The organism is Diaphorobacter ruginosibacter (genome assembly GCF_014395975.1).
In the GTDB taxonomy this organism is placed as follows: domain Bacteria; phylum Pseudomonadota; class Gammaproteobacteria; order Burkholderiales; family Burkholderiaceae_C; genus Diaphorobacter_A; species Diaphorobacter_A ruginosibacter.
This window is the reverse complement of sequence record NZ_CP060714.1, coordinates 2,465,487-2,489,357: the sequence shown is the minus strand read 5'-3', so window position 1 is coordinate 2,489,357 and position 23,871 is coordinate 2,465,487. Positions and strand designations below refer to the sequence as shown.

The 23,871-nt window shown below is 63.7% G+C and carries 17 protein-coding genes and 1 pseudogene; 15 read left to right on the top strand and 3 right to left on the bottom strand.

Annotated elements, in window-relative coordinates; genetic code table 11:
- Positions 1–21 precede the first annotated feature (21 nt).
- Both H9K76_RS11210 and H9K76_RS11205 read right to left on the bottom strand, forming a co-directional pair.
- On the bottom strand, positions 22–1,872 hold the full coding sequence (locus H9K76_RS11210) for an AMP-dependent synthetase/ligase (protein WP_187600306.1): 1,851 nt from the start codon (positions 1,870–1,872) through the stop codon (positions 22–24).
- Between the two features lie 169 nt (positions 1,873–2,041).
- Positions 2,042–2,677, bottom strand: a complete 636-nt coding sequence (locus H9K76_RS11205; protein ID WP_187600305.1) for a GntR family transcriptional regulator — start codon at positions 2,675–2,677, stop codon at positions 2,042–2,044.
- 357 nt (positions 2,678–3,034) lie between these two features.
- Between H9K76_RS11205 and scpA the strand changes: the two genes are divergently transcribed.
- The 9 genes and pseudogenes from scpA to H9K76_RS11160 all read left to right on the top strand — a co-directional run bounded on the left by scpA (position 3,035) and on the right by H9K76_RS11160 (position 14,864).
- Positions 3,035–5,203, top strand: coding sequence for a methylmalonyl-CoA mutase (gene scpA / locus H9K76_RS11200; protein ID WP_187600304.1), 2,169 nt, complete (start codon positions 3,035–3,037; stop codon positions 5,201–5,203).
- Positions 5,200–6,213 (top strand): methylmalonyl Co-A mutase-associated GTPase MeaB, encoded by a 1,014-nt coding sequence (gene meaB / locus H9K76_RS11195; RefSeq protein ID WP_187600303.1) that lies wholly within the window; start codon positions 5,200–5,202, stop codon positions 6,211–6,213. Before scpA ends, meaB begins: the two co-directional genes overlap by 4 nt.
- Positions 6,214–6,268: 55 nt before the next feature.
- A complete protein-coding gene (locus tag H9K76_RS11190; RefSeq protein WP_187600302.1) occupies positions 6,269–7,801 on the top strand; it encodes an acyl-CoA carboxylase subunit beta in 1,533 nt (510 codons plus the stop codon).
- Between the two features lie 29 nt (positions 7,802–7,830).
- Positions 7,831–8,493, top strand: a complete 663-nt coding sequence (locus H9K76_RS11185) for a hypothetical protein (protein ID WP_187600301.1) — start codon at positions 7,831–7,833, stop codon at positions 8,491–8,493.
- A 110-nt stretch (positions 8,494–8,603) separates the two neighbouring features.
- Positions 8,604–10,651, top strand: a pseudogene (gene accC, locus H9K76_RS11180) (acetyl-CoA carboxylase biotin carboxylase subunit).
- Positions 10,652–10,769: 118 nt separating this feature from the next.
- Positions 10,770–11,669 (top strand): LysR family transcriptional regulator, encoded by a 900-nt coding sequence (locus H9K76_RS11175; protein WP_223196303.1) that lies wholly within the window; start codon positions 10,770–10,772, stop codon positions 11,667–11,669.
- Positions 11,670–11,836: 167 nt separating this feature from the next.
- Positions 11,837–12,823 carry a Bug family tripartite tricarboxylate transporter substrate binding protein gene (locus H9K76_RS11170; RefSeq protein ID WP_187600299.1) on the top strand — a complete coding sequence of 329 codons (987 nt, stop codon included), beginning with the start codon at positions 11,837–11,839 and terminating at the stop codon, positions 12,821–12,823.
- Between the two features lie 71 nt (positions 12,824–12,894).
- Positions 12,895–14,085, top strand: coding sequence for a CaiB/BaiF CoA transferase family protein (locus tag H9K76_RS11165; protein WP_187600298.1), 1,191 nt, complete (start codon positions 12,895–12,897; stop codon positions 14,083–14,085).
- Positions 14,082–14,864 carry an enoyl-CoA hydratase gene (locus tag H9K76_RS11160; protein WP_187600297.1) on the top strand — a complete coding sequence of 261 codons (783 nt, stop codon included), beginning with the start codon at positions 14,082–14,084 and terminating at the stop codon, positions 14,862–14,864. The genes H9K76_RS11165 and H9K76_RS11160 overlap by 4 nt, the downstream gene beginning before the upstream one ends.
- A 38-nt stretch (positions 14,865–14,902) precedes the next feature.
- Here the strand turns inward: H9K76_RS11160 and H9K76_RS11155 are convergent, their stop codons facing one another.
- Positions 14,903–16,171, bottom strand: a complete 1,269-nt coding sequence (locus H9K76_RS11155) for an MFS transporter (RefSeq protein WP_246475468.1) — start codon at positions 16,169–16,171, stop codon at positions 14,903–14,905.
- Between the two features lie 140 nt (positions 16,172–16,311).
- Here H9K76_RS11155 and H9K76_RS11150 point away from each other — a divergent pair, with 140 nt between their 5' ends.
- The 6 genes from H9K76_RS11150 to H9K76_RS11125 all read left to right on the top strand — a co-directional run bounded on the left by H9K76_RS11150 (position 16,312) and on the right by H9K76_RS11125 (position 23,240).
- Positions 16,312–17,154, top strand: coding sequence for a YdcF family protein (locus H9K76_RS11150; protein ID WP_187600296.1), 843 nt, complete (start codon positions 16,312–16,314; stop codon positions 17,152–17,154).
- Positions 17,155–17,235: 81 nt separating this feature from the next.
- Positions 17,236–17,706, top strand: coding sequence for a VOC family protein (locus tag H9K76_RS11145; RefSeq protein WP_187600295.1), 471 nt, complete (start codon positions 17,236–17,238; stop codon positions 17,704–17,706).
- 33 nt (positions 17,707–17,739) lie between these two features.
- Entirely contained in the window at positions 17,740–18,159 is a 420-nt protein-coding gene (locus H9K76_RS11140; protein WP_187600294.1) for a PaaI family thioesterase, read from the top strand.
- A 189-nt stretch (positions 18,160–18,348) separates the two neighbouring features.
- Positions 18,349–20,271 carry a PrkA family serine protein kinase gene (locus H9K76_RS11135; protein ID WP_187600293.1) on the top strand — a complete coding sequence of 641 codons (1,923 nt, stop codon included), beginning with the start codon at positions 18,349–18,351 and terminating at the stop codon, positions 20,269–20,271.
- 57 nt (positions 20,272–20,328) lie between these two features.
- A complete protein-coding gene (locus H9K76_RS11130) occupies positions 20,329–21,627 on the top strand; it encodes a YeaH/YhbH family protein (protein WP_187600292.1) in 1,299 nt (432 codons plus the stop codon).
- Entirely contained in the window at positions 21,624–23,240 is a 1,617-nt protein-coding gene (locus tag H9K76_RS11125) for a SpoVR family protein (protein ID WP_187600291.1), read from the top strand. The genes H9K76_RS11130 and H9K76_RS11125 overlap by 4 nt, the downstream gene beginning before the upstream one ends.
- Positions 23,241–23,871 lie beyond the last annotated feature (631 nt).

Here is a 23,871-nt window from a genome sequence, read left to right as displayed (position 1 = left end):
GCATGCTCGCTGTCTGCGCGCTCAGCGCGGAGCCGGGCGCTGGTACATGGCGTCGATCGCCTCCTGGTAGTAGCCCATCAGGTTGTTGCGCTTGAGCTTGAGCGTGGGCGTCATGAAGGCATTCTCGATGGTCCACTGCTCGCGCACCAGATGCACGGCGCGCGGAACGGCATAGCGTGCAAAACCCATGGTCTGCTTCGCAATGCGCTCCAGCGCGATCTTTTCGGCTGCTGGGCTCGCAAGGCTGGCCGGGTCATCCGGGTCGAGGTTCAGTTTGGCCGCCAGGGCGCGCCACTCTTCTTCCTGGATGGACGCCACGCAGGCGATGAATGGACGGTTCTCGCCCACGACGAAGGCCTGGGCAAACAGCGGATCGGCAGTGATCGCCATTTCCAGGTCGCCCGGCGGCACCTTCTCGCCGGTGGACGTGACGATGATCTCCTTGATGCGTCCCAGGATGCGGATGCGTCCGCCGTCCACCAGCTCCGCCTGGTCACCGGTTCCAAGCCAGCCTTCGGGATTGATGGTTCGTGCGGTGTCCTCGGGGCGTTTCCAGTAGCCGCGCATCACGATGGCTCCGCGCACCTGCAGTTCGCGGTTCTCGCCGATGCGCACCTCGACGCCCGGCAGCGCGCGGCCCACCGTTGACGGATCGTTGTCATCCAGCGTATTGACGGACACGACGGGCGTGGTCTCGGTCATGCCGTAGCCCTGGATCAGCGGCAATCCCAATCCCAGGAAGCACCTGGCGATGCTGGGCGACAGCGGCGCGCCCCCGCTCACGGCCACGCGCACGCGGCCGCCGAATTTCTCGAGCAGCGGCCTGGCGACCAGCGCGCGCAGCACGGACCAGGGAAGCAGGCGCATCCAGCCGCCGTTGCCCTCGGCATCATCCTTGGGCGCGGGCAGCGTCTGTTCGGCGCAGAACCGGGCCCATCCCTTGGATTGGGCGGCCTGGAAGAGCTGCATCTTGAATGGTGAGGCCGAGAGCACCTCCAGCAGCTTGGCATGCACGCGTTCATAGATGCGGGGCACGGACACCAGGATGGTCGGCTTCACGATCAGCATGTCCTGCGACAGCTGCGCCACGGATCGCGCATAGGCCACGCAACTGCCCGACGCAATCGCCAGGTAGTAGCCGCCCGTGCGCTCGAAGGTGTGCGACAGCGGCAGGAACGACAGGAACACGTCTTCGGCCGTGGGCGCGATGCGTTGCATCACGGCACTCACGTCGGCCACCACGTTGGCATGCGTCAGCATCACGCCCTTGGGCTTGCCGGTGGTGCCGCTGGTGTAGACGATGGCGGCAAGGTCCTCCGCCACGGGTTCGGGCGGCAGCGGATGGTCCGCGGGGGCATGCGCCAGCCATTCGTGCAGGGCCGCCACCGGAATGGCGTGCGATGGCTTGTCGCCCATGGCCGGGGTGGCCTCGCCCTCGACGATGACCACGCCGCGCAGGTGGGGAAAGGCTTCTCCCGCATCGGCAATGTGCTGCCACTGCTCGCTGGTGGTGAGCACCAGCAGCGAAACCTCCGCATCCTGCAGGATGTAGGCAATGCTGCCGGGGTTGTCGATGGCATGCAGCGGAACGGGAGCGTAGCCGCAGGCCATGACGGCCTGATCGATGCACATGGCACTGAGGCCATTGGGCAGCAGGATGGCCACATGGGCCTTGTCGGGAAGCCCGGTGGCCGCAATGGCACGTGCATGGCGGGCGACTTCCGCCTGCGTCTCGCGCCAGGTCAGGCTTTTCCATTCGCCTTGCGAGTTGCACTGGCGATAGGCCTCGCCGTCGGGAGTCAGGCTCACGCGCCGGGTGAGCAGGGCTGGAAGGGTGTGTACGTCTTGCAGTTCGTTAACAGGCGAATTCATGCAGCATCCAGTAGGAGCTTAGGAGCAGGTGGAGGCGGGCAGGGCCGCGCCGCACGTTGTGTCGTATGCGTCGCTGCGCCTGCACCAAAACCGGTCATCTTACCCATTGACCCGCATGCAACCTGTGCCGCATGTCGCGGAGGTTTCATTTCGCCTGTGCAGGCTGGATCTATCCGGCTGCGTTAAGCCCCTGCTCGAAGTGGGTCTGCATGGCGCGGCGTGCCGCTTCGGGGTCGTGTGCATCGAATGCGGCCATGATGACCTCGTGTTCGGCCAGCGAGTCGGCGATGCGGCCGGACTTGAGCAGGGAGTTGTGCCGGCTGAGCTTCATCACCCGGCGCAGGTCCTGCACCATCTGGAACAGCCATTTGTTCTGCGTGGCCTCGAGGATCCGCATGTGGAACTGCTCATTGATGCCGAAGAACTTCTTGCGGTCGAGCGTTGCCGCAGCCAGTTCCGCATGCAGTCCGTGCAGTTCCTTGAGCAGGGCGGGGCTGGCGAACTCCGCCACCCAGGCGGCAGCATCGCTTTCGAGCAGCGCGAGCAGGTGATAGACCTGGCGCATATCTTCCTGCGTCACTTCGGTGACCCAGGCGCCACGGCGCACCCGCATGGTGACCAGGCCTTCCGCGGCCAGCACCTTCAGGGCTTCGCGCAGCGGCGTGCGGCTGATGCCGAACTCCTCGGCGATCTTGGTCTCGTCGATCCAGCTGCCGGGCGCGAGCTGGTCGGAGAAGATCCGCTGGCGCAATGCTTCGGCAACTTCTTCGTACAGGGCGCGGGGGGCAAGGGTGGCAATGCTCATAGATCGGGCTGGATTCTAGAAGGTGGCAGGCACGGCAGGAAAAAAGACGGAGAGGGGCGACGAAGTGCATCGCTTCAAGACTTGCGAAGCGAGCATTCCTTCGCAAAAATTGCCCTATCCGGCTGGCGAATGGCTAGAATTGACGTTTACGTAAACGTGATTTCCGGTTTCGCGCTCCCGTTCTGCTCCTCTCGATCTCGTTGGTGACAGGTGAGTGAATGAATTTCCGACAAAGATATGACATTTCTCGCTGAATTCAAAATTTTGGATCAATAATTATGAATTCGATGTCTCTTTTTGCATAATGAAATCCGGCCCAGGCCACTAGAACCTCTAGAACTTTCACAGACCCTTGCTATGACCGAAGACTCCAAACCACGCGACAACTTTGCAGCACCCAGCATGGAAGACTGGCACAAGGCCGCAGCCAAGTCCGCGCCCAACGGCGACGTGTCCGCCCTGAACTGGATCACGCCCGACGGTATCTCGGTCAAGCCGTTGTACACGGCGCAGGACATGCAGGGCCTGCAATACACCAATACGCTGCCGGGCATGGAGCCCTACATTCGTGGCCCGCAGGCCACCATGTATGCGGTGCGTCCGTGGACGATCCGCCAGTACGCGGGCTTTTCCACGGCAGAAGAGTCCAACGCGTTCTATCGCAAGGCTCTGGCCGCGGGCGGCCAGGGCGTGTCGGTGGCGTTCGACCTTGCGACGCACCGCGGCTATGACTCCGACCACCCCCGTGTGACGGGCGACGTGGGCAAGGCCGGCGTGGCGATCGACTCCGTCGAGGACATGAAGATCCTGTTCGACCAGATCCCGCTCGACAAGGTCTCCGTCTCCATGACCATGAACGGCGCCGTGCTGCCGGTGCTTGCCGGATACGTGGTGGCCGCGGAAGAGCAGGGCGTCTCGCAGGACAAGCTCTCCGGAACCATTCAGAACGACATTCTGAAAGAGTTCATGGTGCGCAACACCTACATCTACCCGCCCCAGCCATCGATGAAGATCATCGGCGACATCATCGAGTACACGAGCAAGAACATGCCCAAGTTCAACTCGATCTCGATCTCGGGCTACCACATGCAGGAAGCCGGCGCCAACCAGGCGCTGGAGCTCGCGTTCACGCTGGCCGATGGCAAGGAATACGTGAAGACCGCCATCGCCAAGGGCATGGACGTGGACGATTTCGCGGGCCGCCTCTCGTTCTTCTGGGCGATCGGCATGAACTTCTACCTGGAAATCGCCAAGATGCGCGCCGCGCGCCTGCTGTGGTGCCGCATCATGAAGGGCTTCGATGCCAAGAAGCCCAAGAGCCTGATGCTGCGCACGCACTGCCAGACTTCCGGCTGGTCGCTCACCGAGCAGGACCCGTACAACAACGTGGTGCGTACCACCATCGAGGCCATGGCGGCCGTGTTCGGCGGCACGCAGTCACTGCACACCAACGCGCTGGACGAAGCCATTGCGCTGCCCACCGAGTTCAGCGCGCGCATTGCCCGCAACACGCAGCTCATCATCCAGGAAGAAACCCACATCACCAACGTGATCGATCCCTGGGCTGGGTCCTACATGATGGAAAAGCTCACGCAGGACATGGCCGACGCCGCCTGGAAGATCATCGAGGAAGTCGAAGCCATGGGCGGCATGACCCAGGCGGTGGATTCGGGCTGGGCCAAGCTCAAGATCGAGGCGGCCGCCGCCGAGAAGCAGGCGCGCATCGATTCGGGCAAGGACGTGATCGTCGGCGTGAACAAGTACAAGCTCGCCAAGGAAGACCCTGTTGACATCCTGGAGGTGGACAATGTGAAGGTGCGCGACAACCAGATCAAGCGCCTGAACGACATGAAGTCCAAGCGCGACCAGAAGGCCGTCGATGCGGCCCTGGCAGCACTGACCGAAGCCGCGAAGACCGGCGAAGGCAATCTGCTGGATCTGGCGATCAAGGCGATCCGCCTGCGCGCATCGGTCGGCGAAGTCTCCGACGCGCTCGAAAAGGAATTCGGCCGACATCGTGCCGATACGCAAAAGGTGACCGGTGTGTACGCAGCAGCCTATGACTCCGCGGAAGGTTGGGAAAAGCTCAAGGGCGAAATCAGCGAGGCCGCCGAAGACCTGGGCCGCCGTCCCCGCGTGATGATCGCCAAGCTCGGCCAGGACGGCCACGACCGCGGCGCCAAGGTGGTGGCCACGGCCTTTGCCGACCTGGGCTTCGACGTGGACATGGGGCCCTTGTTCCAGACACCCGAGGAGTGCGCACGCCAGGCCATCGAGAACGACGTGCATGCCGTGGGCGTGTCGACGCTGGCCGCCGGCCACAAGACCCTGGTGCCCGCGATCATCGAGGAGCTCAAGAAGCAGGGCGCGGACGACATCATCGTGTTCGTTGGCGGCGTCGTGCCTGCGCAGGACTACGACTTCCTGTACGGCGCGGGCGTGAAGGGCGTCTACGGCCCCGGCACGCCGATTCCGGCCAGCGCCAAGGATGTGCTGGAACAGATCAAGAAGGCCACCGCACAGTGACACCAGCGCAGTTGTTGGAAGGCATCCTGCAGGGGCACCCTGCAGTGCAGCGGCGCGCGATGGCCAAGGCCATCACGCTGCTGGAATCGACGCGCGCCGACCACCGCGCGCAGGCCGACGAGCTGCTCACCGCCATGCTGCCGCACACGGGCAGGTCGTTCCGCCTGGGCATCAGCGGCGTGCCGGGCGTGGGTAAATCGACCTTCATTGAAACGCTGGGCCTCTACCTGATCGCCAAGGGCCTCAAGGTCGCGGTGCTGGCCATCGATCCCTCGTCCACGGTGTCGGGTGGCTCGATCCTGGGCGACAAGACGCGCATGGAGCATCTCTCCGTCCACCCGAATGCGTACATCCGCCCCAGCCCTTCCAGCGGCACCCTGGGCGGCGTGGCCGAGAAGACGCGCGAGTCCATGCTGGTCTGCGAGGCAGCGGGGTATGACGTGGTGATCGTCGAGACGGTCGGCGTGGGCCAGAGCGAGATTGCGGTGCACGGCATGACGGACATGTTCTGCCTGCTGCAACTACCGAATGCCGGCGACGATCTCCAGGCCATCAAGAAAGGCGTCATGGAAATCGCCGATCTGGTGGTCATCAACAAGGCCGATATCGATCCCCATGCCGCCACGCGTGCGCAGGCACAGATCACATCGAGCCTGCGCCTGCTCGGCATGCATGGCAACCCGGACCATGCGCACCACAACGAGTTGCAGTGGCAGCCGCGCGTGGTGCAGATCAGTGCGTTGAAAGGCGATGGCGTCGAGGGTTTCTGGAACGCCGTCGAGGAATTCAAACGCCTGCAAACCAACAACGGCAAGCTGCAGCTGCGCCGCGAACGGCAGGCGCTGGCGTGGATGTGGGAGCGCATCGACTTCGGACTGAAGCAGGCGTTCCGTCATCATCCACATGTGCGCGAGTTGCTGCCGCAAATGCAATCCGACGTGGCTGCGGGCCGCGTCGCGGCATCCACCGCCGCGCGCGCGCTGCTCGCGGCCCAAGACCACAGCGTCTGACAAACTATCTATCTCAATTGCCATCTCTCACGGTATTTCACTGAAAGAAGCGACCATGCAAGACATCCTGGAGCAACTGGAAAAAAAGCGCGAGCTCGCGCGACTCGGAGGCGGACAGAAGCGCATCGATTCCCAGCACAAGAAGGGCAAGCTCACCGCGCGCGAGCGCATCGAACTGCTGCTGGACGACGGCACCTTTGAGGAATGGGACATGTTCGTGGAGCACCGCTGCACGGACTTCGGCATGGAAGAGACCAAGATCCCGGGCGACGGCGTCGTTACCGGCTACGGCATGATCAACGGCCGCCTGGTGTTCGTTTTCAGCCAGGACTTCACGGTGTTCGGCGGCGCGCTGTCGGAAACCCATGCCGAGAAGATCTGCAAGATCATGGACCAGGCCATGAAGGTCGGCGCTCCTGTGATCGGTCTCAACGACTCGGGCGGCGCGCGCATCCAGGAAGGCGTGGCCTCCCTGGGCGGCTATGCCGACGTGTTCCAGAAGAACGTGATGGCCTCGGGCGTGATCCCGCAGATCTCGATGATCATGGGCCCCTGCGCCGGTGGCGCCGTGTACTCGCCCGCCATGACCGACTTCATCTTCATGGTCAAGGACTCGAGCTACATGTTCGTGACCGGCCCTGAAGTCGTGAAGACCGTGACGCACGAGGAAGTGACCGCCGAGGAACTGGGCGGCGCCGTGACCCACACCTCCAGGAGCGGCGTGGCCGACATGGCCTTCGAGAATGACGTCGAGGCGCTCATGATGCTGCGCCGCCTCTACAACTACCTGCCGCTCAACAACAAGGAAAAACCGCCGGTACGCCCGAGCCGCGACCCGGCCGACCGCGCCGACCTGAGCCTTGACACGCTGGTTCCGGACAATCCGAACAAGCCGTATGACATGAAGGAACTCATCGCCAAGACGGTGGATGACGGCGACTTCTTCGAGCTGCAGCCCGAATACGCCAAGAACATCCTCATCGGCTTCGCGCGCATGGAAGGCCAGACGGTCGGCATCGTCGCGAATCAGCCGCTGGTGCTTGCGGGCTGCCTGGACATCAAGAGCTCCATCAAGGCCGCGCGCTTCGTGCGCTTCTGCGACGCGTTCAATATCCCCGTGGTCACATTCGTGGACGTTCCCGGCTTCATGCCCGGCACGTCGCAGGAGTATGGCGGCATCATCAAGCACGGCGCCAAGCTGCTCTACGCCTATGCCGAGTGCACCGTGCCGAAGATCACCGTCATCACCCGCAAGGCCTACGGCGGCGCGTACGACGTGATGGCCTCCAAGCACCTGCGCGGCGACGTGAACCTCGCCTGGCCCAACGCCGAGATCGCCGTGATGGGCGCCAAGGGTGCCGTGGAAATCATCTTCCGCGAAGACAAGAACGACCCGGTGAAGCTTGCGGCCCGCGAGGCCGAATACAAGCAGCGTTTCGCCAACCCCTTCGTGGCGGGTGCGCGCGGCTTCATCGACGACGTGATCCTGCCGCACGAAACGCGCAAGCGCATCTGCCGTTCGCTCTCGATGCTCAAGAACAAGCAGCTTGAGAATCCGTGGCGCAAGCACGGGAACATCCCGCTGTAAGGCACACGAACCGAACGGATCCGCAAAGCATGCGAACCTTCCTCGTCACCCGTGTCGCTGCGGCAACTCTGGCTTGGGGCCTCTGCGCCAGCCATGCACAGGCACAAGCACCGACACAGGAGCCTGTGCCCGCGCTGCCTGAAATGGCGTCGCGCGGCGTGCAGTGCCAACTGGTGGAGGAGGCCCTGTTCGCCCTGGTGCAGATAGGCCCGCGAGACGGCGCGGATTCGCTGTCGGCCCGGAGCCTTCAGCGCCTGCGTGGCGATATGCAGCCGCAGACCTTGCAGTTGTACGACTCGCTGGCCCGGAGCTACGGCGGCAGCGATGCCTACGAGAATGGCGCACAGGCCTATTCCGCAGCCGTGGGGCGCTATGTGGACCGGGCGCTGCGCGCCTGCGCGGAGGCCTGGTTTGCGGATGCGGATGCCGACCGTGTGAACGCGTGTGCGAAGGCCAATCTGGCCGGCACCGCCATCGCAAACGCGCGGCGGCGAGGAATCGCGGCAGCCGAGGCGCTGCAGATCGCCCAGAAGGCGGCTCCGGTGGGTGCACCGTCCGCACGCGAGATGGTGGAGCACTTCTACCGTTTTCCCGTCAGCGCCTACGAGCAGGCGCAAGGGGCGACCCGCATCGTGGGCGGCGCGAAAGAGCTGTGCCTCGATGGGGCGTGGCAACCGCCCGCGGGCGGCTAGCCGCCAGGAGGGAACGCCGCCATGCCATGCAGCCACCGTGCCGATAACTACTTGATCTTGCGTTGATCGCCCGTCCGCACCGACGATCAACATTTATTAGAAAGCTAACCATGTTCAGCAAAATTCTGATTGCCAACCGCGGTGAAATCGCCTGCCGCGTCATCGCCACCGCCCGCAAGATGGGCATCAAGACCGTGGCGGTCTATTCCGACGCTGACAAGGATGCGCGTCACGTCAAGCTCGCCGACGAGGCCGTGCGCCTCGGCCCGGCCCCGAGCCGCGAGTCCTATCTGCTCGGCGAGAAGATCATCGAGGCCTGCAAGCAGACCGGCGCCCAGGCCGTGCACCCGGGCTACGGCTTTCTGTCCGAAAACGAAGGCTTTGCCAAGCGCTGCGAGGACGAGGGCATCGCCTTCATCGGTCCCAAGTCGCATTCCATCGCGGCGATGGGTGACAAGATCGCGTCCAAGAAGCTCGCGAACGAAGCCAAGGTCAACACCATCCCCGGCTACAACGATGCGATCAGCGGGCCGGACCAGGCCGTCGAAATCGCCAAGAAGATTGGCTACCCCGTGATGATCAAGGCATCGGCCGGCGGCGGTGGCAAGGGCCTGCGCGTGGCGTTCAACGACAAGGAAGCGCATGAAGGCTTTGCAAGCTGCCAGAACGAGGCGCGCAACAGCTTCGGCGACGACCGCATCTTCATCGAGAAGTTCGTGCAGGAGCCGCGCCACATCGAGATCCAGGTGCTGGGTGACTCGCACGGCAACGTGATCTACCTGAACGAGCGCGAGTGCTCCATCCAGCGCCGCCACCAGAAGGTGATCGAAGAGGCGCCGTCGCCCTTCATCAGCGATGCCACGCGCAAGGCCATGGGCGAGCAGGCCGTGCAGTTGGCCAAGGCCGTGAAGTACCAGTCGGCAGGCACGGTGGAATTCGTGGTCGGCAAGGACCAGGACTTCTACTTCCTCGAAATGAATACCCGCCTGCAGGTGGAGCACCCGGTGACGGAATGCATCACGGGCCTGGACCTCGTCGAGCAGATGATCCGCGTGGCCGCGGGCGAAAAGCTCACGCTCGCGCAGGCCGATGTGAAGCGCGAGGGCTGGGCGATCGAGTGCCGCATCAACGCGGAAGACCCGTTCCGCAACTTCCTGCCGTCCACCGGCCGCCTGGTGCGCTTCCAGCCACCGGAGCAGGATATGTTCCAGTCCGAAGCCGGCATCAAGGACGGCGTGCGCGTGGACACCGGCGTGTACGAGGGCGGCGAGATCCCGATGTACTACGACTCGATGATCGCCAAGCTGATCGTGCACGGCAAGGACCGCAATGACGCGATCGCCCGCATGCGTGAGGCGCTCAACGGCTTCGTGATCCGCGGCATCAGCTCCAACATCCCGTTCCAGGCGGCGCTGCTGGCGCATCCGAAGTTCGTGAAGGGTGACTTCAACACCGGCTTCATTGCCGAAAACTACGCTCACGGTTTCCGTGCAGAGGACGTGCCGCACGATGATCCGGATTTCCTCGTGGCATTGGCCGGCTACATGAACCGCCGCTACCGTGCGCGTGCCTCGGGCATCAGCGGGCAGCTCACGGGCCATGAGGTGCAGGTGGGTGCGAAGTTCACCGTCGTCGTGCTGGGTGCCGGCGGCGAGAACAGGTCGTACCCGATTGAAGTCACCGACTACGACCAGGCCAACCGTTCGAGCGCCATCACCGTGAACGGCAAGGCGTACCACATCAGCAGCACGGCGGGCCTCGGCGACATCCGCGTGCAGGGCGAATGCAACGGCAAGCCGTTCACGGCGCAGGTCGAGCGCGGCACGCCCAAGAACCCGCTGATCCTGCGCGTGATCCACAACGGCACGCAGATCGACTCCCTGGTGCTGTCGCCCCGGGGGCAGAGCTGTACCAGCTCATGCCCTTCAAGGCGCCGCCAGACCTGTCGAAGTTCCTGCTCTCGCCCATGCCAGGCCTGCTGGTCGACGTGGCGGTGCAGCCTGGCCAGAAGGTGCAGTCCGGCGAGAAGCTCGCGGTGATCGAGGCAATGAAGATGGAGAACATCCTGTTCGCCGCCCAGGATGGCGTGGTGAGCAAGGTCGTCGCGGGCAAGGGCGAGTCGCTCGCCGTCGATCAGGTGATCATCGAGTTCGAATGATCCCGTCCTGGCGCTGATCCCGGGTGATCAGGCGCGACAATGACGTGCCGCAGGCCATCGTGCCTTCGGCACGTTTTTCTTGGGCACCGATTCCTTTCTTGAGCCGCACCTCCGGATGATGAAGTTCGACACCACCACCGTTCGCCTGATCAGCGCCATCGCCGAGGAGGGCAGCATCTCCCGCGCGGCCGACCGGATGGGCCTGGCCGTGGCGGCGGCCTCGCGGCGCGTCAGCGACCTGGAGTCCCAGCTCGGCGTGCGCCTCTTCAAGCGCCAGCCGCATGGCGTGAAGGTGACCGAGGCGGGAACGCGGCTGCTCTCGCATATCCGCCAGATCGACCACCTGACCCAGCGGCTCGAAGGCGATGCGCGGGCGGTCAATCGCGGGCGGGACGGCAGGGTGATCATCGGCGCGCCCAAATCGGTCGTCATTCCATTCCTGGCGCGCGAGATCGCACGCACGCAGCAGCTGTTTCCGGGCATCGCGCTGCAGATCGTCGAAGAGAACAGCCGCATCGTCCAGCAGCTGCTGCGCGACAGGGTGATCGACATCGGCATCTATGAGAAGACCAGCGGCTTCATCGACCTGCCGCGCTACGCTTATCGGCAGGACCATCTGGTCGTGGTCTACAGCCGGCACCATTTCTCGCTGCCCGCTGCGCCACTGGGCATCGAGGCGCTGATCGAGCTGCCGATCGTGACCCTGGGCAGAGGCTCGGCCATCCTGACCGCGCTGCATCGGGCACACGAAAGCCGCGGCCGCACCTTCCGCAATGACTTCGTCGTGAGCGGCTTCGACTCCATGCTTGCGCTGGTGCGCGAAGGCGTGGGGGTGGGACTCATGCCGCCCGACGTGTTTGGCGCACTGCACCCGGAGGTGGAACTCGCCTGCGTGGAGCTTGAGGGCGACTGGCATCGCCGCAGCTACATGCTGTCGTTCATCGAGTCGGAGGCACAGCAGCAGCGGATGCTGCGCAACGTGCTCTCGCAGCTTCTGCCTGGCGAGTTCGAAGCCTGATCTGCGCATCTCCGTGAAGTTTTTCGGGTACTTGGTTTCGCAAATTGCGAAGTCTGGCTTGCTGCGCTCATTCTTGCCGTCAAGTCTCCCCTTTGCGACATTCGTTCGACAGGACAAACCTGCACAGAACGAACAACAGCGCACAAGGCCAAGGAGACAACCGCACCATGCAACGCCGCCAATTCATCGCATCGACCGCCACCGCACTTGCAGCGGGCTGGGCCGGATCGTCGCTGGCCGCCACCAGCGAATTGCCAAAGGGAACGATCAAGATCTATGTGGGCTGGGCGCCCGGTGGCGGCACCGACGTGTTTGCGCGCATCGTCGGCCAGAAGCTCTCAGAGATCTGGGGTCGGCCGGTCGTCGTGGAGAACAAGCCGGGCGCGACCGGTGCGCTGTGCGCGGATTTCTTCGCCAAGTCGAAGTTCCAGGATGGCCTGAACCTGCTGATGGCCCATGTGAACACGCACGCCATCTCGCCCCAGATCTTCAAGAGCATCACCTATGACCCGCTCAAGGACTACGCGCCCATCGCGCTGATCGGCGTGACGCCGCACATCCTGGTGTCGGGCAGCAAGCAGAAGTTCGCATCGATCAACGACGTCGTCGAACTCTGCCGGAAGAACCCGGGCAAGGTCAGTTTTGGCTCGTCGGGAACGGGCTCAGTGCAGCATCTTGCAGCCGAGATGTTCAACATGGCTGCGGGCGTGAAGACCATCCACGTGCCCTACAAGGGCTCCGGCCCCATGCAGACCGACCTGATCGGCGGCCAGATCGACTTCAGCTTCGACACCATGACGGCCGCAGCGCCGCAGGTGAAATCCGGCAAGGTGCAAGGCATCGTGCAGACCCGCGTGTCGCGAGCCAAGGGCTTCCCGGCCATGCCGACCATGGACGAACAGGGGTTCAAGGGCTTCGACGCATCAAGCTGGTACGGCGTGGTGGGCCCGCGCGACATGCCCAAGGCGCTGGCCGAACACATCAATGCCGACATCAACAAGGTGCTGGCCATGCCGGACGTGATCAGCCGCTTCGACGGCTATGGCGTGGAGGGCGGTGGTGGGTCGGTGGACAAATTCGCTTCCTTCATGGCGGCGGAGTACAGGAAATGGGGCGAGGTCGTGCGCGCCGCCAACATCACCGACGAAAGCTGAAGAGCACGAGACGGGCCCGCAAGCAGACAGGCGTGCGAGCCGACAAACCCCCTCAACGATCCGAACCGCATATGAACCCGAACAATCCCTCCCTGCCACTTGCCGGAATCCGTGTGCTGGACGTCAGCCAGGTCATGGCCGGCCCCTTCGCCTGCATGCTGCTGGCGGACCTGGGCGCTGACGTCATCAAGGTGGAGCCGCCCGGAACCGGCGATCAGACGCGCGGTGCCATGGGCTTCAAGATGAAGGGCCCGGACAGCATGGGCTTCCTGAACATGAACCGCAACAAGCGGTCGCTCACGCTGGACCTCAAGAGCGAGGAGGGCCGGGAGTTTTTCTACAAGCTGGCCACGACGGCCGATGTGATCGTCGAGAACTACCGGCCCGGCGTGGTGCAGCGCCTGAAGATCGACTACGAGGCCATCAAGGCCATCAACCCGAAGATCGTCTATGTCAGCATCTCGGGCTTCGGCCAGAGCGGCCCCTGGGCGAAGCGTCCCGGGTTCGACCTGATGGCCCAGGCCATGTCCGGCGTGATGAGCGTGACCGGCTACAAGGGTGAAAAGCCCGTGAAGGCCGGCGTTCCAGTGGCGGACATCGGTTGCGCGCTGTTCGCGACCTATGGCCTGCTGTCCGCCTACATCGGCGCGCAGCGCACGGGCCAGGGGCAGCACATCGACGCCTCGTTGTTCGACTCGGTGATGGCCTTTTCCATCTGGGACATGTCCGAGTACTGGGGCACGGGCGTGCCGCCGGCGCCGCTGGGCACCAGCAACAAGATGAGCGCACCCTACCAGGCCGTGAAGGCGCGCGATGGCTATTTCGTGATGGGGGCCACCAACCAGAAGCTGTGGGCCCAGCTGTGCGCGCTGATCGAACGTCCCGAGCTGCGCGAACATCCGGATTTCGCCACCGTGCCGCTGCGGCTGAAGAATCGCGAGCTGCTGATCGAGACCCTGGAGCGGGAATTCGCCGGGAAGGACAGCGAGGAATGGGTGGAACTCATGCTCGCGGCCGGTATTCCCGCCGGCCCGATCCTGAGCTACCCGGAAGCCTTCGAGGGCGAGCATGGCACGCATCGCCGCATGTGCATGGAGATCGACCACCCGATCGAGGGCAAGGTCAAGAACATCGGCTTTCCGGTGAAGATGCTCGGAACGCCGCAGCAGGTGCGCCGCCATCCACCGCTCCTGGGCGAGCACAACGAGGAAATCATCGCCGAGATCGATGCCCTCCACGGCGTGAGCAGCGAGGCCGCATGAGCGTGAAGGACACCACGGCAGAGACCGTCACGCTGGCCCGGCTCCCGGGCGGCATCGCGAGGATCAGCGTCCACCGGCCCGAGCGGCACAATGCGATGACCGCTCCCATGTACGAGCGCTTGCTCCAATACTTGGAGGAATGCCTGGGCGAGGCCGGGAGCGTCCCGTCGGTGCGCTGCATTCTTCTGAAAGGGGAAGGCGGCAAGTCGTTCATCTCGGGCACGGACATCACGCACTTCAGGGACTTTCGCTCCGGCTCCGAGGGGATCGCCTATGAGGCGTTCGTGGAGCGCGTGATCGATGCCGTGGAGCGGGTTGCGGTGCCCACCGTGGCCGTCATTGACGGCTGGACCGTGGGCGGGGGCCTTGCCATCGCCAATGCCTGTGATTTCCGCATCTGCACCCCCGGCTCGCGGTTCGGTGCACCCATTGCGAAGACGCTATCGAACACGCTGTCCTCGCGCAACATCGCGCGTCTCGTGGCTGCCTTGGGCGTGCCGAGGGTCAAGCGCATGTTGCTTCTGGCCGACTACCTGGGTGCGGATGAGATGCTGTCATGCGGATATGTACAGCAGAGCGTGGCCGCACCGGAGCTTGACGCCGCCGCCCTCGCGCTGGCGCAGCGGCTGGTGTCACTCTCGGGCGTGACGCAGCAGGCCGTGAAGGAAAGCCTGCGCCGCATCGTGCTCGACCATGACCTGCATGATGATGACCTAGTCGATTCGGTGTATGGGAGCGCGGCGTTCAGGGCAGGAGTTGCCGCGTTCATCAAGCCCTGAGGACGACTCGGCGGCATGGATCGCATCGTGCTTGAGCCTCAGAAGTCGACCGCGGCCCGCCTGCGGGCACCCTCGAAGGCCAAGCCGATGAACACGCCGGCCATGCCGGCTGCCGCAATCTGCATTCCCGCGGAAGTCCAGCCGAAAAGACCCATCAGAGCGCCCAGCAGGATGGGCCCGCTGACCTGGCCGAGGTAATTCCCCTGCATCATCAGGCCCAGTCCGATGGGGGCCAGTTCCGCCCGCGGCACTGCCCGCGGTGCGGTGGTGATGATGGTGGCCGGAATGAATCCCGCCAGGGACGAAAACAGGAAGCTCAGGGGAATCAGCGCGGCCGCAGGCGTTCCCGGAAGGTAGATCAGTGCGCCGATCACGCCCGTGGTGACGAAGGTCAGCGCCATCAGCACGCCCGGCTTCACGCCGCGCTGCAGGCACACGCCTGCCGCGAGGTTGCCGATCATGTTGGACGCGATGATCGTCGCGGCTGCAACGCCCGCCTGGGCGAGGGTGAGGCCGACGCGCTCCATGAGAAAGCTGGGCATGAAGCTCATGAAGGCGAAGAACTGCAGGTTGTAGACACCGAATCCCAGCGCAAGCAATACGGAAGCGCGCGTGGTCAGCACGCTGCGGATGTCGTCGCCCACCGTCGGGGCGTTGGCCTGCGTGCCCGGGCGTCTCGGCGGCGGCGGTGCCGGGCTCACCCGCAGGACCACGCACAGCGCCATCACGATGGCGAGCGCTCCGTCCACGATCCACAGTGCGTGCCAGTTACCCAGCTGGGGCCCCAGCAGCATCGACACCGCGATGCCGGCGCTCATGAAGCAGCTCCAGATACCGAAAATCACGCTGCGGCGCCCGCCGATGACAAGGCGATTGAGCACCGAAGGCGCCGAGACCACGATCAACAGGAACCCCAGCCCTTCGACGATGCGCGTGGCAATCAGCCAGTCATAGCGGGGCAGGGCGATGCCGGCCATGCTGGAAACACCCAGTACCAACAGGCCCAGCACCAGCATGCGCCGGTCGCCCCTGGATTGGACGAGCAGGCCGGCAATCAATCCCCCCAGCAGGCCGACGAACGGGAACACCGACATCACCCAGCTCAGGCCTGCCAGCGTGCGGCCGAAGTCCTGCTGCAGTTCCGGCACCGCAATCGGCGCCTTGCCGACATGCAGTGCGGAAACCACGCCGGCCAGAATGACGAGGGAGATCGCCAGCACATCGAGAGAAGGAGATCGGGAAGGTTCTGCCGAGGCGGTGGTGTGCATGAAAAGGGGTGGATGGTGGGACACGATCTGCAGTCGCAAGGCGGTGGCTCCAAAGGTCGGATTCCGTGCATGGCATGCGCTGCCCTGGTTCATTGTGCACGGATGCCGACGGGCCTGCATGCACGACAATGCGAGGTGTTTTCCCGCACGCGTCTGCACACTCATTCAAGCCCGCTTCCATGACCGCTGCTTTGCCCACGACGACCCGCACGCCAGCCACCTCGTCCCCCCTTGCCATCGAGCGCTGGCCCTGGCTGCGTGGGGTGATGGGTGCCCTCGGGCTGGCGCTGCTCGGCGATGCCGTCGTTCTCATGGGCTATGGCATGTTCAACGTGGGAGTCCTGGTGCCGCTGGCGGTTGGCGCCGCCCTGCTGCTGATCGTGGCCCTGCGCGGGCGGGTGGCCGGCGCGGTGGCGCACAGCGTGAGGTGGAGACGGATGTGGCGCCTGGGCTGGGCCGCGCTCATCCTGTGGCTGGCGAGCCTTGGGCTGCTCTGGGGCCTGATCGCCGATCAGGTGAACGCTGCCGCGGACGCCGGGAGTGTCGATGCCATCATCGTGCTGGGAAGCTCCACCCGTGACGGTCAGCCCTCCGCCACGTTGGCACGGCGGCTGGACGCGGCGGCGCAGATCGCGCGGACCCGGCCCGATGCGCTGGTCGTCACGAGCGGCGGCGTGGATTTCGGCGAGCGCGAGAGCGAGGGCCGCGTCATGGCCAACTATCTGCAGGAGGTGCACGGGCTGCGGGGAGACCGCGTGCTGGCCGAGGAAAAGAGCACCAGCACCGCGCTGAACCTGCAATACAGCCAGGACATGCTGGCAAACCGGGGCGTGGCACGCGATGCGCGTGTCGCCATCGTGACGAGCGACTTCCACACCCTGCGTGCAAGATGGATCGCCCGCAAATCCGGCCTGGTCAATATCACGACCGTCGGCGCCAGCACGCCGCTGTCGATACGATTCAATGCGTGGCTGCGCGAGTATTTCGCCGTGGCGAGCAGCTGGTTGCTGGGTGAGTTCTGATCTGCATTCGGCACCCTTCGCATTCCCGGCATGCGGCAGTCGCCACATGCCAACCATCCCTACAAACAAGGAGTACTTTCAATGGCAAATGATCAACGTCCGTTCCGCGTCCTCGGCATCCAGCAGGTGGCGATCGGCGGTACCGACAAGGCGCGGATGAAGAAACTGTGGGTCGACATGCTCGGCCTCGAGCAGACAGGCACCTTCCAGAGCGAACGCGAGAACGTGGACGAGGACATCCTCGCCATGGGCAAGGGCGCGATGAAGGTGGAAGTGGACATCATGCAGCCCATGGACATCGAGAAGAAGCCGGCCGTGCACACCACGCCGCTCAACCACATCGGCCTGTGGATCGACGACCTTCCCAAGGCGGTTGAGTGGCTCACCGCCAACGGCGTGCGTTTTGCGCCGGGCGGCATCCGCAAGGGCGCGGCGGGATACGACATCACCTTCCTGCACCCCAAGAGCAACGATGAATTCCCGATCGCGGGCGAAGGCGTGCTGATCGAGCTGGTGCAGGCACCCGCCGACGTGCTTGCCGCGCTGGGCTGATCGGCCGGATCGAACCCATTGGAGATGCAAACCATGTCGATTGATATCGTCGAAGCGTTCAACAAGGCCGCCGAAGGCACATTGCCGGGGATGCTCGGAATGCGCATGTTCAAGGTGGAGGGCGACGCCTTTCACCTGGAGATGCCCGTCAGGCCCGAGCTGATGGCGCCCAACGGCTATCTGCACGCGGGCAGCCTGGTGACCCTGGCCGACACCGCCTGCGGGTATGGGTGCCGCGCACGCGTACCCAAGGAAGCGACCGGCTTCACGACCATCGAGCTCAAATCAAACCATCTGGGAACGGCGCGTGACGGCACGGTGGAGTGTGTCGCCACGCCGGTGCATTTGGGACGCAACACGCACGTGTGGGATGCCGTGGTCCGGCATCGCGAAACCGGCAAGACGCTGGTGATGTTCCGCTGCACGCAGATGGTGTTGTACCCCCGTCCGTGACTCCATGCGGACCACCGCACCGCAAGTGCGGTGGAACTGCTGATGATGCAGTCCCCAGGCAGCATGTGGATGTAGGACATATGGTCTGTTCAAAGACCAACGAAGGTGCTACAACAGGCTTGCGCGCCAACCCAATGCCCTGCAACTTTGCGGCACTGTTTTCGTCCCGGGTGCCGTCACGGAGGTCTTATGGATGTCATCAGCAACTCCGCTGCCCGCTACGTTCGCTTGCGCGAGGAGGAGATGTCGCTAGACGACTACCTCAGCCTCTGCCAGCGCGATCCGATGGTCTACGAAAGCGCCGCAGAGCGCATGCTTGCCGCCATCGGCGAGCCGGAGATGGTGGATACGCGCAACGACCCCCATCTCTCGCGGCTGTTCGCGAACAAGATGATTCGCCGCTACCCGGCGTTTGCCGAGTTCTACGGCATGGAGGATGCGATCGAGCAGGTGGTGAGTTTCTTCCGCCATGCGGCGCAGGGCCTGGAGGAGCGAAAGCAGATCCTCTACCTGCTCGGTCCCGTGGGCGGGGGCAAGAGTTCCATTGCCGAGCGACTGAAATACCTCATGCAGAAGGTGCCGTTCTACGCACTCAAGGACTCCCCGGTGAACGAATCGCCGCTGGGCCTCTTCGATCCCATCGAGGACGGCCCGCTGCTCGAGGAGCAGTTCGGCATTCCGCCGCGCTGCCTGAAGCACGTTCTATCGCCGTGGGCCGTGAAGCGGCTGGCCGAGGTGGACGGCGACATCCGCCAGTTCCGCGTCGTCAAGCGTTACCCGAGCATCCTCAAGCAGATCGGCATCGCCAAGACCGAACCCGGGGACGAGAACAACCAGGATATCTCCAGCCTGGTGGGCAAGGTCGACATCCGCAAGCTCGAGAACTTTGCCCAGGACGACACCGACGCCTACAGCTATTCCGGCGGCCTGTGCCTGGCCAACCAGGGCCTGCTCGAATTCGTGGAAATGTTCAAGGCGCCTATCAAGGTGCTGCATCCGCTGCTCACCGCCACACAGGAGGGCAACTACAAGGGCACCGAGGGCTTTGGCGCCATTCCCTTCGAGGGGATGGTGCTGGCCCACAGCAACGAAAGCGAGTGGAAGGCGTTCCGCAACAACCGCAACAACGAGGCGTTCCTGGACCGCATCTACATCGTCAAGGTTCCCTATTGCCTGCGTGTATCGGAGGAGGTGAAGATCTACGAGAAGCTGATCCGCGAATCCTCGCTCGCCAATGCGGTGTGTGCTCCTGGCACGCTCCGGATGATGGCGCAGTTTGCGGTGCTCACGCGCCTGAAGGAGCCCGAGAACTCCAGCATCTTCAGCAAGATGCAGGTCTATGATGGCGAAAGTCTCAAGGACACCGATCCGCGTGCCAAGAGCTACCAGGAGTACCGCGACTACGCAGGGGTGGATGAGGGCATGTCAGGCATCTCCACGCGCTTTGCGTTCAAGATCCTCTCCAAGGTCTTCAACTACGACAGCACGGAGGTGGCGGCCAACCCGGTGCACCTGATGTACGTTCTGGAGCAGCAGATCGAGCGCGAGCAGTTCCCGGCGGAGCTGGAAAACAAGTACACGGGCTACATCAAGGAATATCTCTCGCCGCACTATGCCGAGTTCATCGGCAAGGAAATCCAGACCGCCTACCTGGAGAGCTATAGCGAATACGGCCAGAATATCTTCGATCGCTACGTCACCTATGCCGACTACTGGATCCAGGACAGCGAGTACCGCGACAACGACACCGGCGAGGTGTTCGACCGCAACGCGCTGAATGCCGAGCTGGAGAAGGTGGAGAAGCCCGCAGGCATCGCCAATGCCAAGGACTTCCGCAATGAGATTGTCAACTTCGTGCTGCGCGCGCGTGCCAACAACCAGGGCAAGAACCCGAGCTGGACCAGTTACGAGAAGCTGCGCCTGGTGATCGAGAAGAAGATGTTCTCCAACACGGAGGAGCTGCTGCCCGTCATCAGCTTCAACGCGAAGGCCAGCGCCGAGGACGCACGCAAGCACGAGGACTTCGTCACCCGCATGGAGTCCAAGGGCTACACGCCCAAGCAGGTGCGGTTGCTGTGCGAATGGTACCTGCGGGTGCGAAAGAGCAGTTGAGGGCGCCGCCAACACGATCAGGACGCTCCACCACCACCGGCCCGTGAAGGGGACAAGATGGCACTGCAAATCATCGACCGCAGACTGGCTGGCAAGAACAAGTCCGTGGGCAACCGCGAGCGCTTTGTTCGCCGCTACAAGGCCCAGATCACCGAGGCGGTTCGCCGCGCGGTCGCCAAGCGGGATATTCGCCATATCGAGCAGGCCGAGACCATTACCATTCCGCGCAAGGACATACGCGAGCCGCAGCTCCGCCATGGGCAGGGCGGCATCCGGGACAGCGTGCATCCGGGCAACACGGACCACGTGCGCGGGGACCGCATCCCGCGCCCGGACGGTGGCGCGGGCGGCAGCGGCTCGCAGGCGAGCGACAGCGGGGAGGGGGAGGACGACTTCACTTTCACGCTCAGCAAGGAAGAGTTCATGGAGCTGTTCTTTGAAGACCTGGCCTTGCCGCGCCTGCTGCGCACGCACATCGCCAACACCATGCAGTACAAGTCCCGCCGTGCGGGCTACGCGCACGACGGGACGCCGCACAATCTTGCCGTCCTGCGCACCATGCGCGGCGCGCTGGGGCGGCGCATTGCCCTGACCAAGGCTTCGCATCGCGAGCTTGCCGTGCTGGAGAGGGAACTGGAGGCTCTGCTGGAACGGGCAAGTGACTGCAAAGAAGTCGACGAGTGTGTCAATGAGACGGGTGCTGCTGCGGCGGAACTGCAGCTCGCCATCGAGCAACTGAAGGCCCGCATTGCCAAGGTGGCGTTCCTCGATCCGCTGGATCTGCGCTTTCGCAACCGCATCCGTGTTCCCGCGCCCAGCAGCCAGGCGGTGATGTTCTGCGTGATGGATGTCTCGGGCTCGATGGACGAGCAGCGCAAGGACCTCGCCAAGCGCTTCTTCATCCTGCTGTACCTGTTTCTCACCCGACACTACGAGAAGATCGACATCGTCTTCATCCGGCACCACACCGAAGCGGCGGAAGTGGGGGAGGAGGAGTTCTTCCACTCCAGGGAAAGTGGTGGCACGGTGGTGAGCAGTGCGCTGGCCTTGCTCGACCAGATCATGCATGCGCGCTACCCGGCGGACGAATGGAACATCTATGTGGCGCAGGCGAGCGATGGTGACAACTACGGCAGTGATGGAACGAACTGCCGCAATCTGCTGGTGGACAAGATCCTGCCGCTCGTGCGCTACTTTGCCTATGTGCAGGTGGCCGAGGAGGAGCAGAACCTCTGGCAGGAATACAGCGAATTGCTGCCGATGTTCCCGCATTTCGCGATGCGCAAGGTAGGCCAGCCGAGCGAAATCTACCCCGTATTTCGCGATCTGTTCAAGAAAGAGGGGGTGGTGGTATGAACCTCTCGCAATACCCCGTGCTGGCCCGCACCGAAAGCCCGACGGTGATCCGCCCTGCGCACTTCGCGCAGCCACTGCCGCTCGCGCCCAGGCCCGCGGGCGAACGCCCGGCCGAGCCGCTGCCCGATCCGAGCGACTGGACATTCGAACTCATCGAGCGCTATCACGCGGTCATTGCCGCCACTGCCGAGCGCTTCGGCCTTGACACCTACCCCAATCAGCTGGAGGTGATTTCCGCGGAGCAGATGATGGATGCGTATTCCAGCATCGGCATGCCCGTGGGGTATCGCCACTGGAGCTATGGCAAGGAGTATCTGGCCACCGAACGGCGCTACCGGCGGGGGCACATGGGCCTCGCCTATGAAATCGTCATCAACTCCAACCCCTGCATCAGCTACCTGATGGAGGAAAACACCACGGCCATGCAGGCGCTGGTGATCGCGCATGCCGCCTACGGCCACAACAGCTTCTTCAAGAACAACTACCTGTTCGGCATGTGGACGGATGCGGGCAGCATCATCGACTATCTGGTCTATGCACGTGATTTCATCGCCCAGTGCGAGGAACGGCACGGCTACGACACGGTGGAGCAGTGGCTCGACTCCTGCCATGCGCTCTCCAACCTGGGGGTTGACCGCTACCAGCGTCCGTCCAAGAAAAGCCTGGCGCGCGAACTGGCCGAGCGCGAGCGGCGCGAAGCCTATGCGCAGCAGCAGGTCAACGAACTGTGGCGCACCTTGCCCGTGCGGCCCGACAAGGACAGCACCGTTCCGCAAAACCAGCGTTTCCCGAAGGAGCCGGAAGAGAATCTGCTGTATTTCATCGAAAAGAACGCCCCGCTGCTAGAACCCTGGCAACGCGAGATCATCCGCATCGTGCGCAAGATCGCGCAGTACTTCTATCCCCAGCGCCAGACGCAGGTGATGAACGAGGGCTGGGCCACGTTCTGGCACTACACGCTGCTGAGCACGATGTACGACGAAGGATGGCTTACCGACGGCGTGATGATCGAATGGCTCTCGTCGCACACCAATGTGATCTACCAGCCACCTGCCGGGCACCGCGCGTACAGCGGCATCAACCCCTACGCGCTTGGATTTGCCATGTACCGCGACATCCGGCGCATCTGCGAGTCCCCGACCGAGGAGGATCGGCGCTGGTTCCCCGACGTTGCGGGCGCGCCGTGGCTGCGGACCTTGCACCACGCCATGCAGAACTTCAAGGACGAGAGCTTCATAGGCCAGTTCCTGAGTCCCAAGCTGATCCGCGACATGCGCCTGTTTGCCATCCACGATGACGCGGAAGAGCGTGAACTGCTGGTGAGTGCCATCCACAATGAAGAAGGCTACCGCCAACTGCGCCAGATGCTGTCGCAGCAATACGATCTGGGCGCACGCGAGCCCAATATCCAGGTCTGGAACGTGAACCTGCGCGGAGACCGCTGCCTCACCCTGCGACACACCCAGTACCAGGGACGCCCGCTGTCGGATGACACCGAGGAAGTGCTGCGGCACGCGGCGCGTCTCTGGGGATTTGGTGTGCAACTGGAGAGTGTGAGTGGCGACGGCGAAATGCCGGTGCTGTTGCACTCGGTGCCGGCGCCGCCTTCATGATCATGGAGCCATCGATCCCGCGCCTGCCTTCGCTATCCTATGCAGGAGCAGTGGTGCACGGAGTGCCAAAGTGCTGACTGGCATTGCTCGCTCTGGGCATTTTTTGTTGCCAAGGTGTTTTTTTAGGACAGAGGCCGGGAGTGCCCCCGGCGGGGCAGTAACTTTTTGCGCGCGCAAAAAGTCACCAAAAAGGCGTCTTAATACCCACGGCAAAACTCGCTTTGCGCCTGCGGCGCGCCGCTCAGACAGCCGCCGTGAGTCAGTTGAAGGGGAGGAGCATTCGGCACGTCGCTGCGCTCGTGCTCTGGCATCTCGCGACTTCGCGAGATGTTCAGTGTCCAAATTAGCCCTGCTGTTTAAAAGTGGCGCATTCTGCTCGCCCGAAGTCGGGCGAGCCCAGGCACGAGCGCAGCGACGTGCCGTACACACTTCTTCCCAACTGACTCGCGGTGGCTGTCTGAACGGAGCGCGCAGCGCGAAGTGAGTTTTACCGCGTGCCCCCGCATTCCAAGCGCATTTTTGGTGACTTTTTGGGCAAGACCAAAAAGTTACTGCCCCGCCGGGGGCAGTCCCGGCCCCCGCCCGAAAACATAGAAAACAGAAGTCGAACCAGCCCCCCAACGCAGGCCGC

Coding starts and splice junctions, on each gene's coding strand:
- H9K76_RS11145 (WP_187600295.1), top strand. CDS start 17,236: ATGGCAAATGATCAACGTCCGTTCCGCGTCCTCGGCATCCAGCAGGTG.
- H9K76_RS11210 (WP_187600306.1), bottom strand. CDS start 1,872: ATGAATTCGCCTGTTAACGAACTGCAAGACGTACACACCCTTCCAGCC.
- H9K76_RS11150 (WP_187600296.1), top strand. CDS start 16,312: ATGACCGCTGCTTTGCCCACGACGACCCGCACGCCAGCCACCTCGTCC.
- H9K76_RS11190 (WP_187600302.1), top strand. CDS start 6,269: ATGCAAGACATCCTGGAGCAACTGGAAAAAAAGCGCGAGCTCGCGCGA.
- H9K76_RS11130 (WP_187600292.1), top strand. CDS start 20,329: ATGGCACTGCAAATCATCGACCGCAGACTGGCTGGCAAGAACAAGTCC.
- H9K76_RS11175 (WP_223196303.1), top strand. CDS start 10,770: ATGAAGTTCGACACCACCACCGTTCGCCTGATCAGCGCCATCGCCGAG.
- scpA (WP_187600304.1), top strand. CDS start 3,035: ATGACCGAAGACTCCAAACCACGCGACAACTTTGCAGCACCCAGCATG.
- H9K76_RS11135 (WP_187600293.1), top strand. CDS start 18,349: ATGGATGTCATCAGCAACTCCGCTGCCCGCTACGTTCGCTTGCGCGAG.
- H9K76_RS11160 (WP_187600297.1), top strand. CDS start 14,082: ATGAGCGTGAAGGACACCACGGCAGAGACCGTCACGCTGGCCCGGCTC.
- H9K76_RS11170 (WP_187600299.1), top strand. CDS start 11,837: ATGCAACGCCGCCAATTCATCGCATCGACCGCCACCGCACTTGCAGCG.
- H9K76_RS11125 (WP_187600291.1), top strand. CDS start 21,624: ATGAACCTCTCGCAATACCCCGTGCTGGCCCGCACCGAAAGCCCGACG.
- H9K76_RS11165 (WP_187600298.1), top strand. CDS start 12,895: ATGAACCCGAACAATCCCTCCCTGCCACTTGCCGGAATCCGTGTGCTG.
- H9K76_RS11140 (WP_187600294.1), top strand. CDS start 17,740: ATGTCGATTGATATCGTCGAAGCGTTCAACAAGGCCGCCGAAGGCACA.
- H9K76_RS11205 (WP_187600305.1), bottom strand. CDS start 2,677: ATGAGCATTGCCACCCTTGCCCCCCGCGCCCTGTACGAAGAAGTTGCC.
- H9K76_RS11185 (WP_187600301.1), top strand. CDS start 7,831: ATGCGAACCTTCCTCGTCACCCGTGTCGCTGCGGCAACTCTGGCTTGG.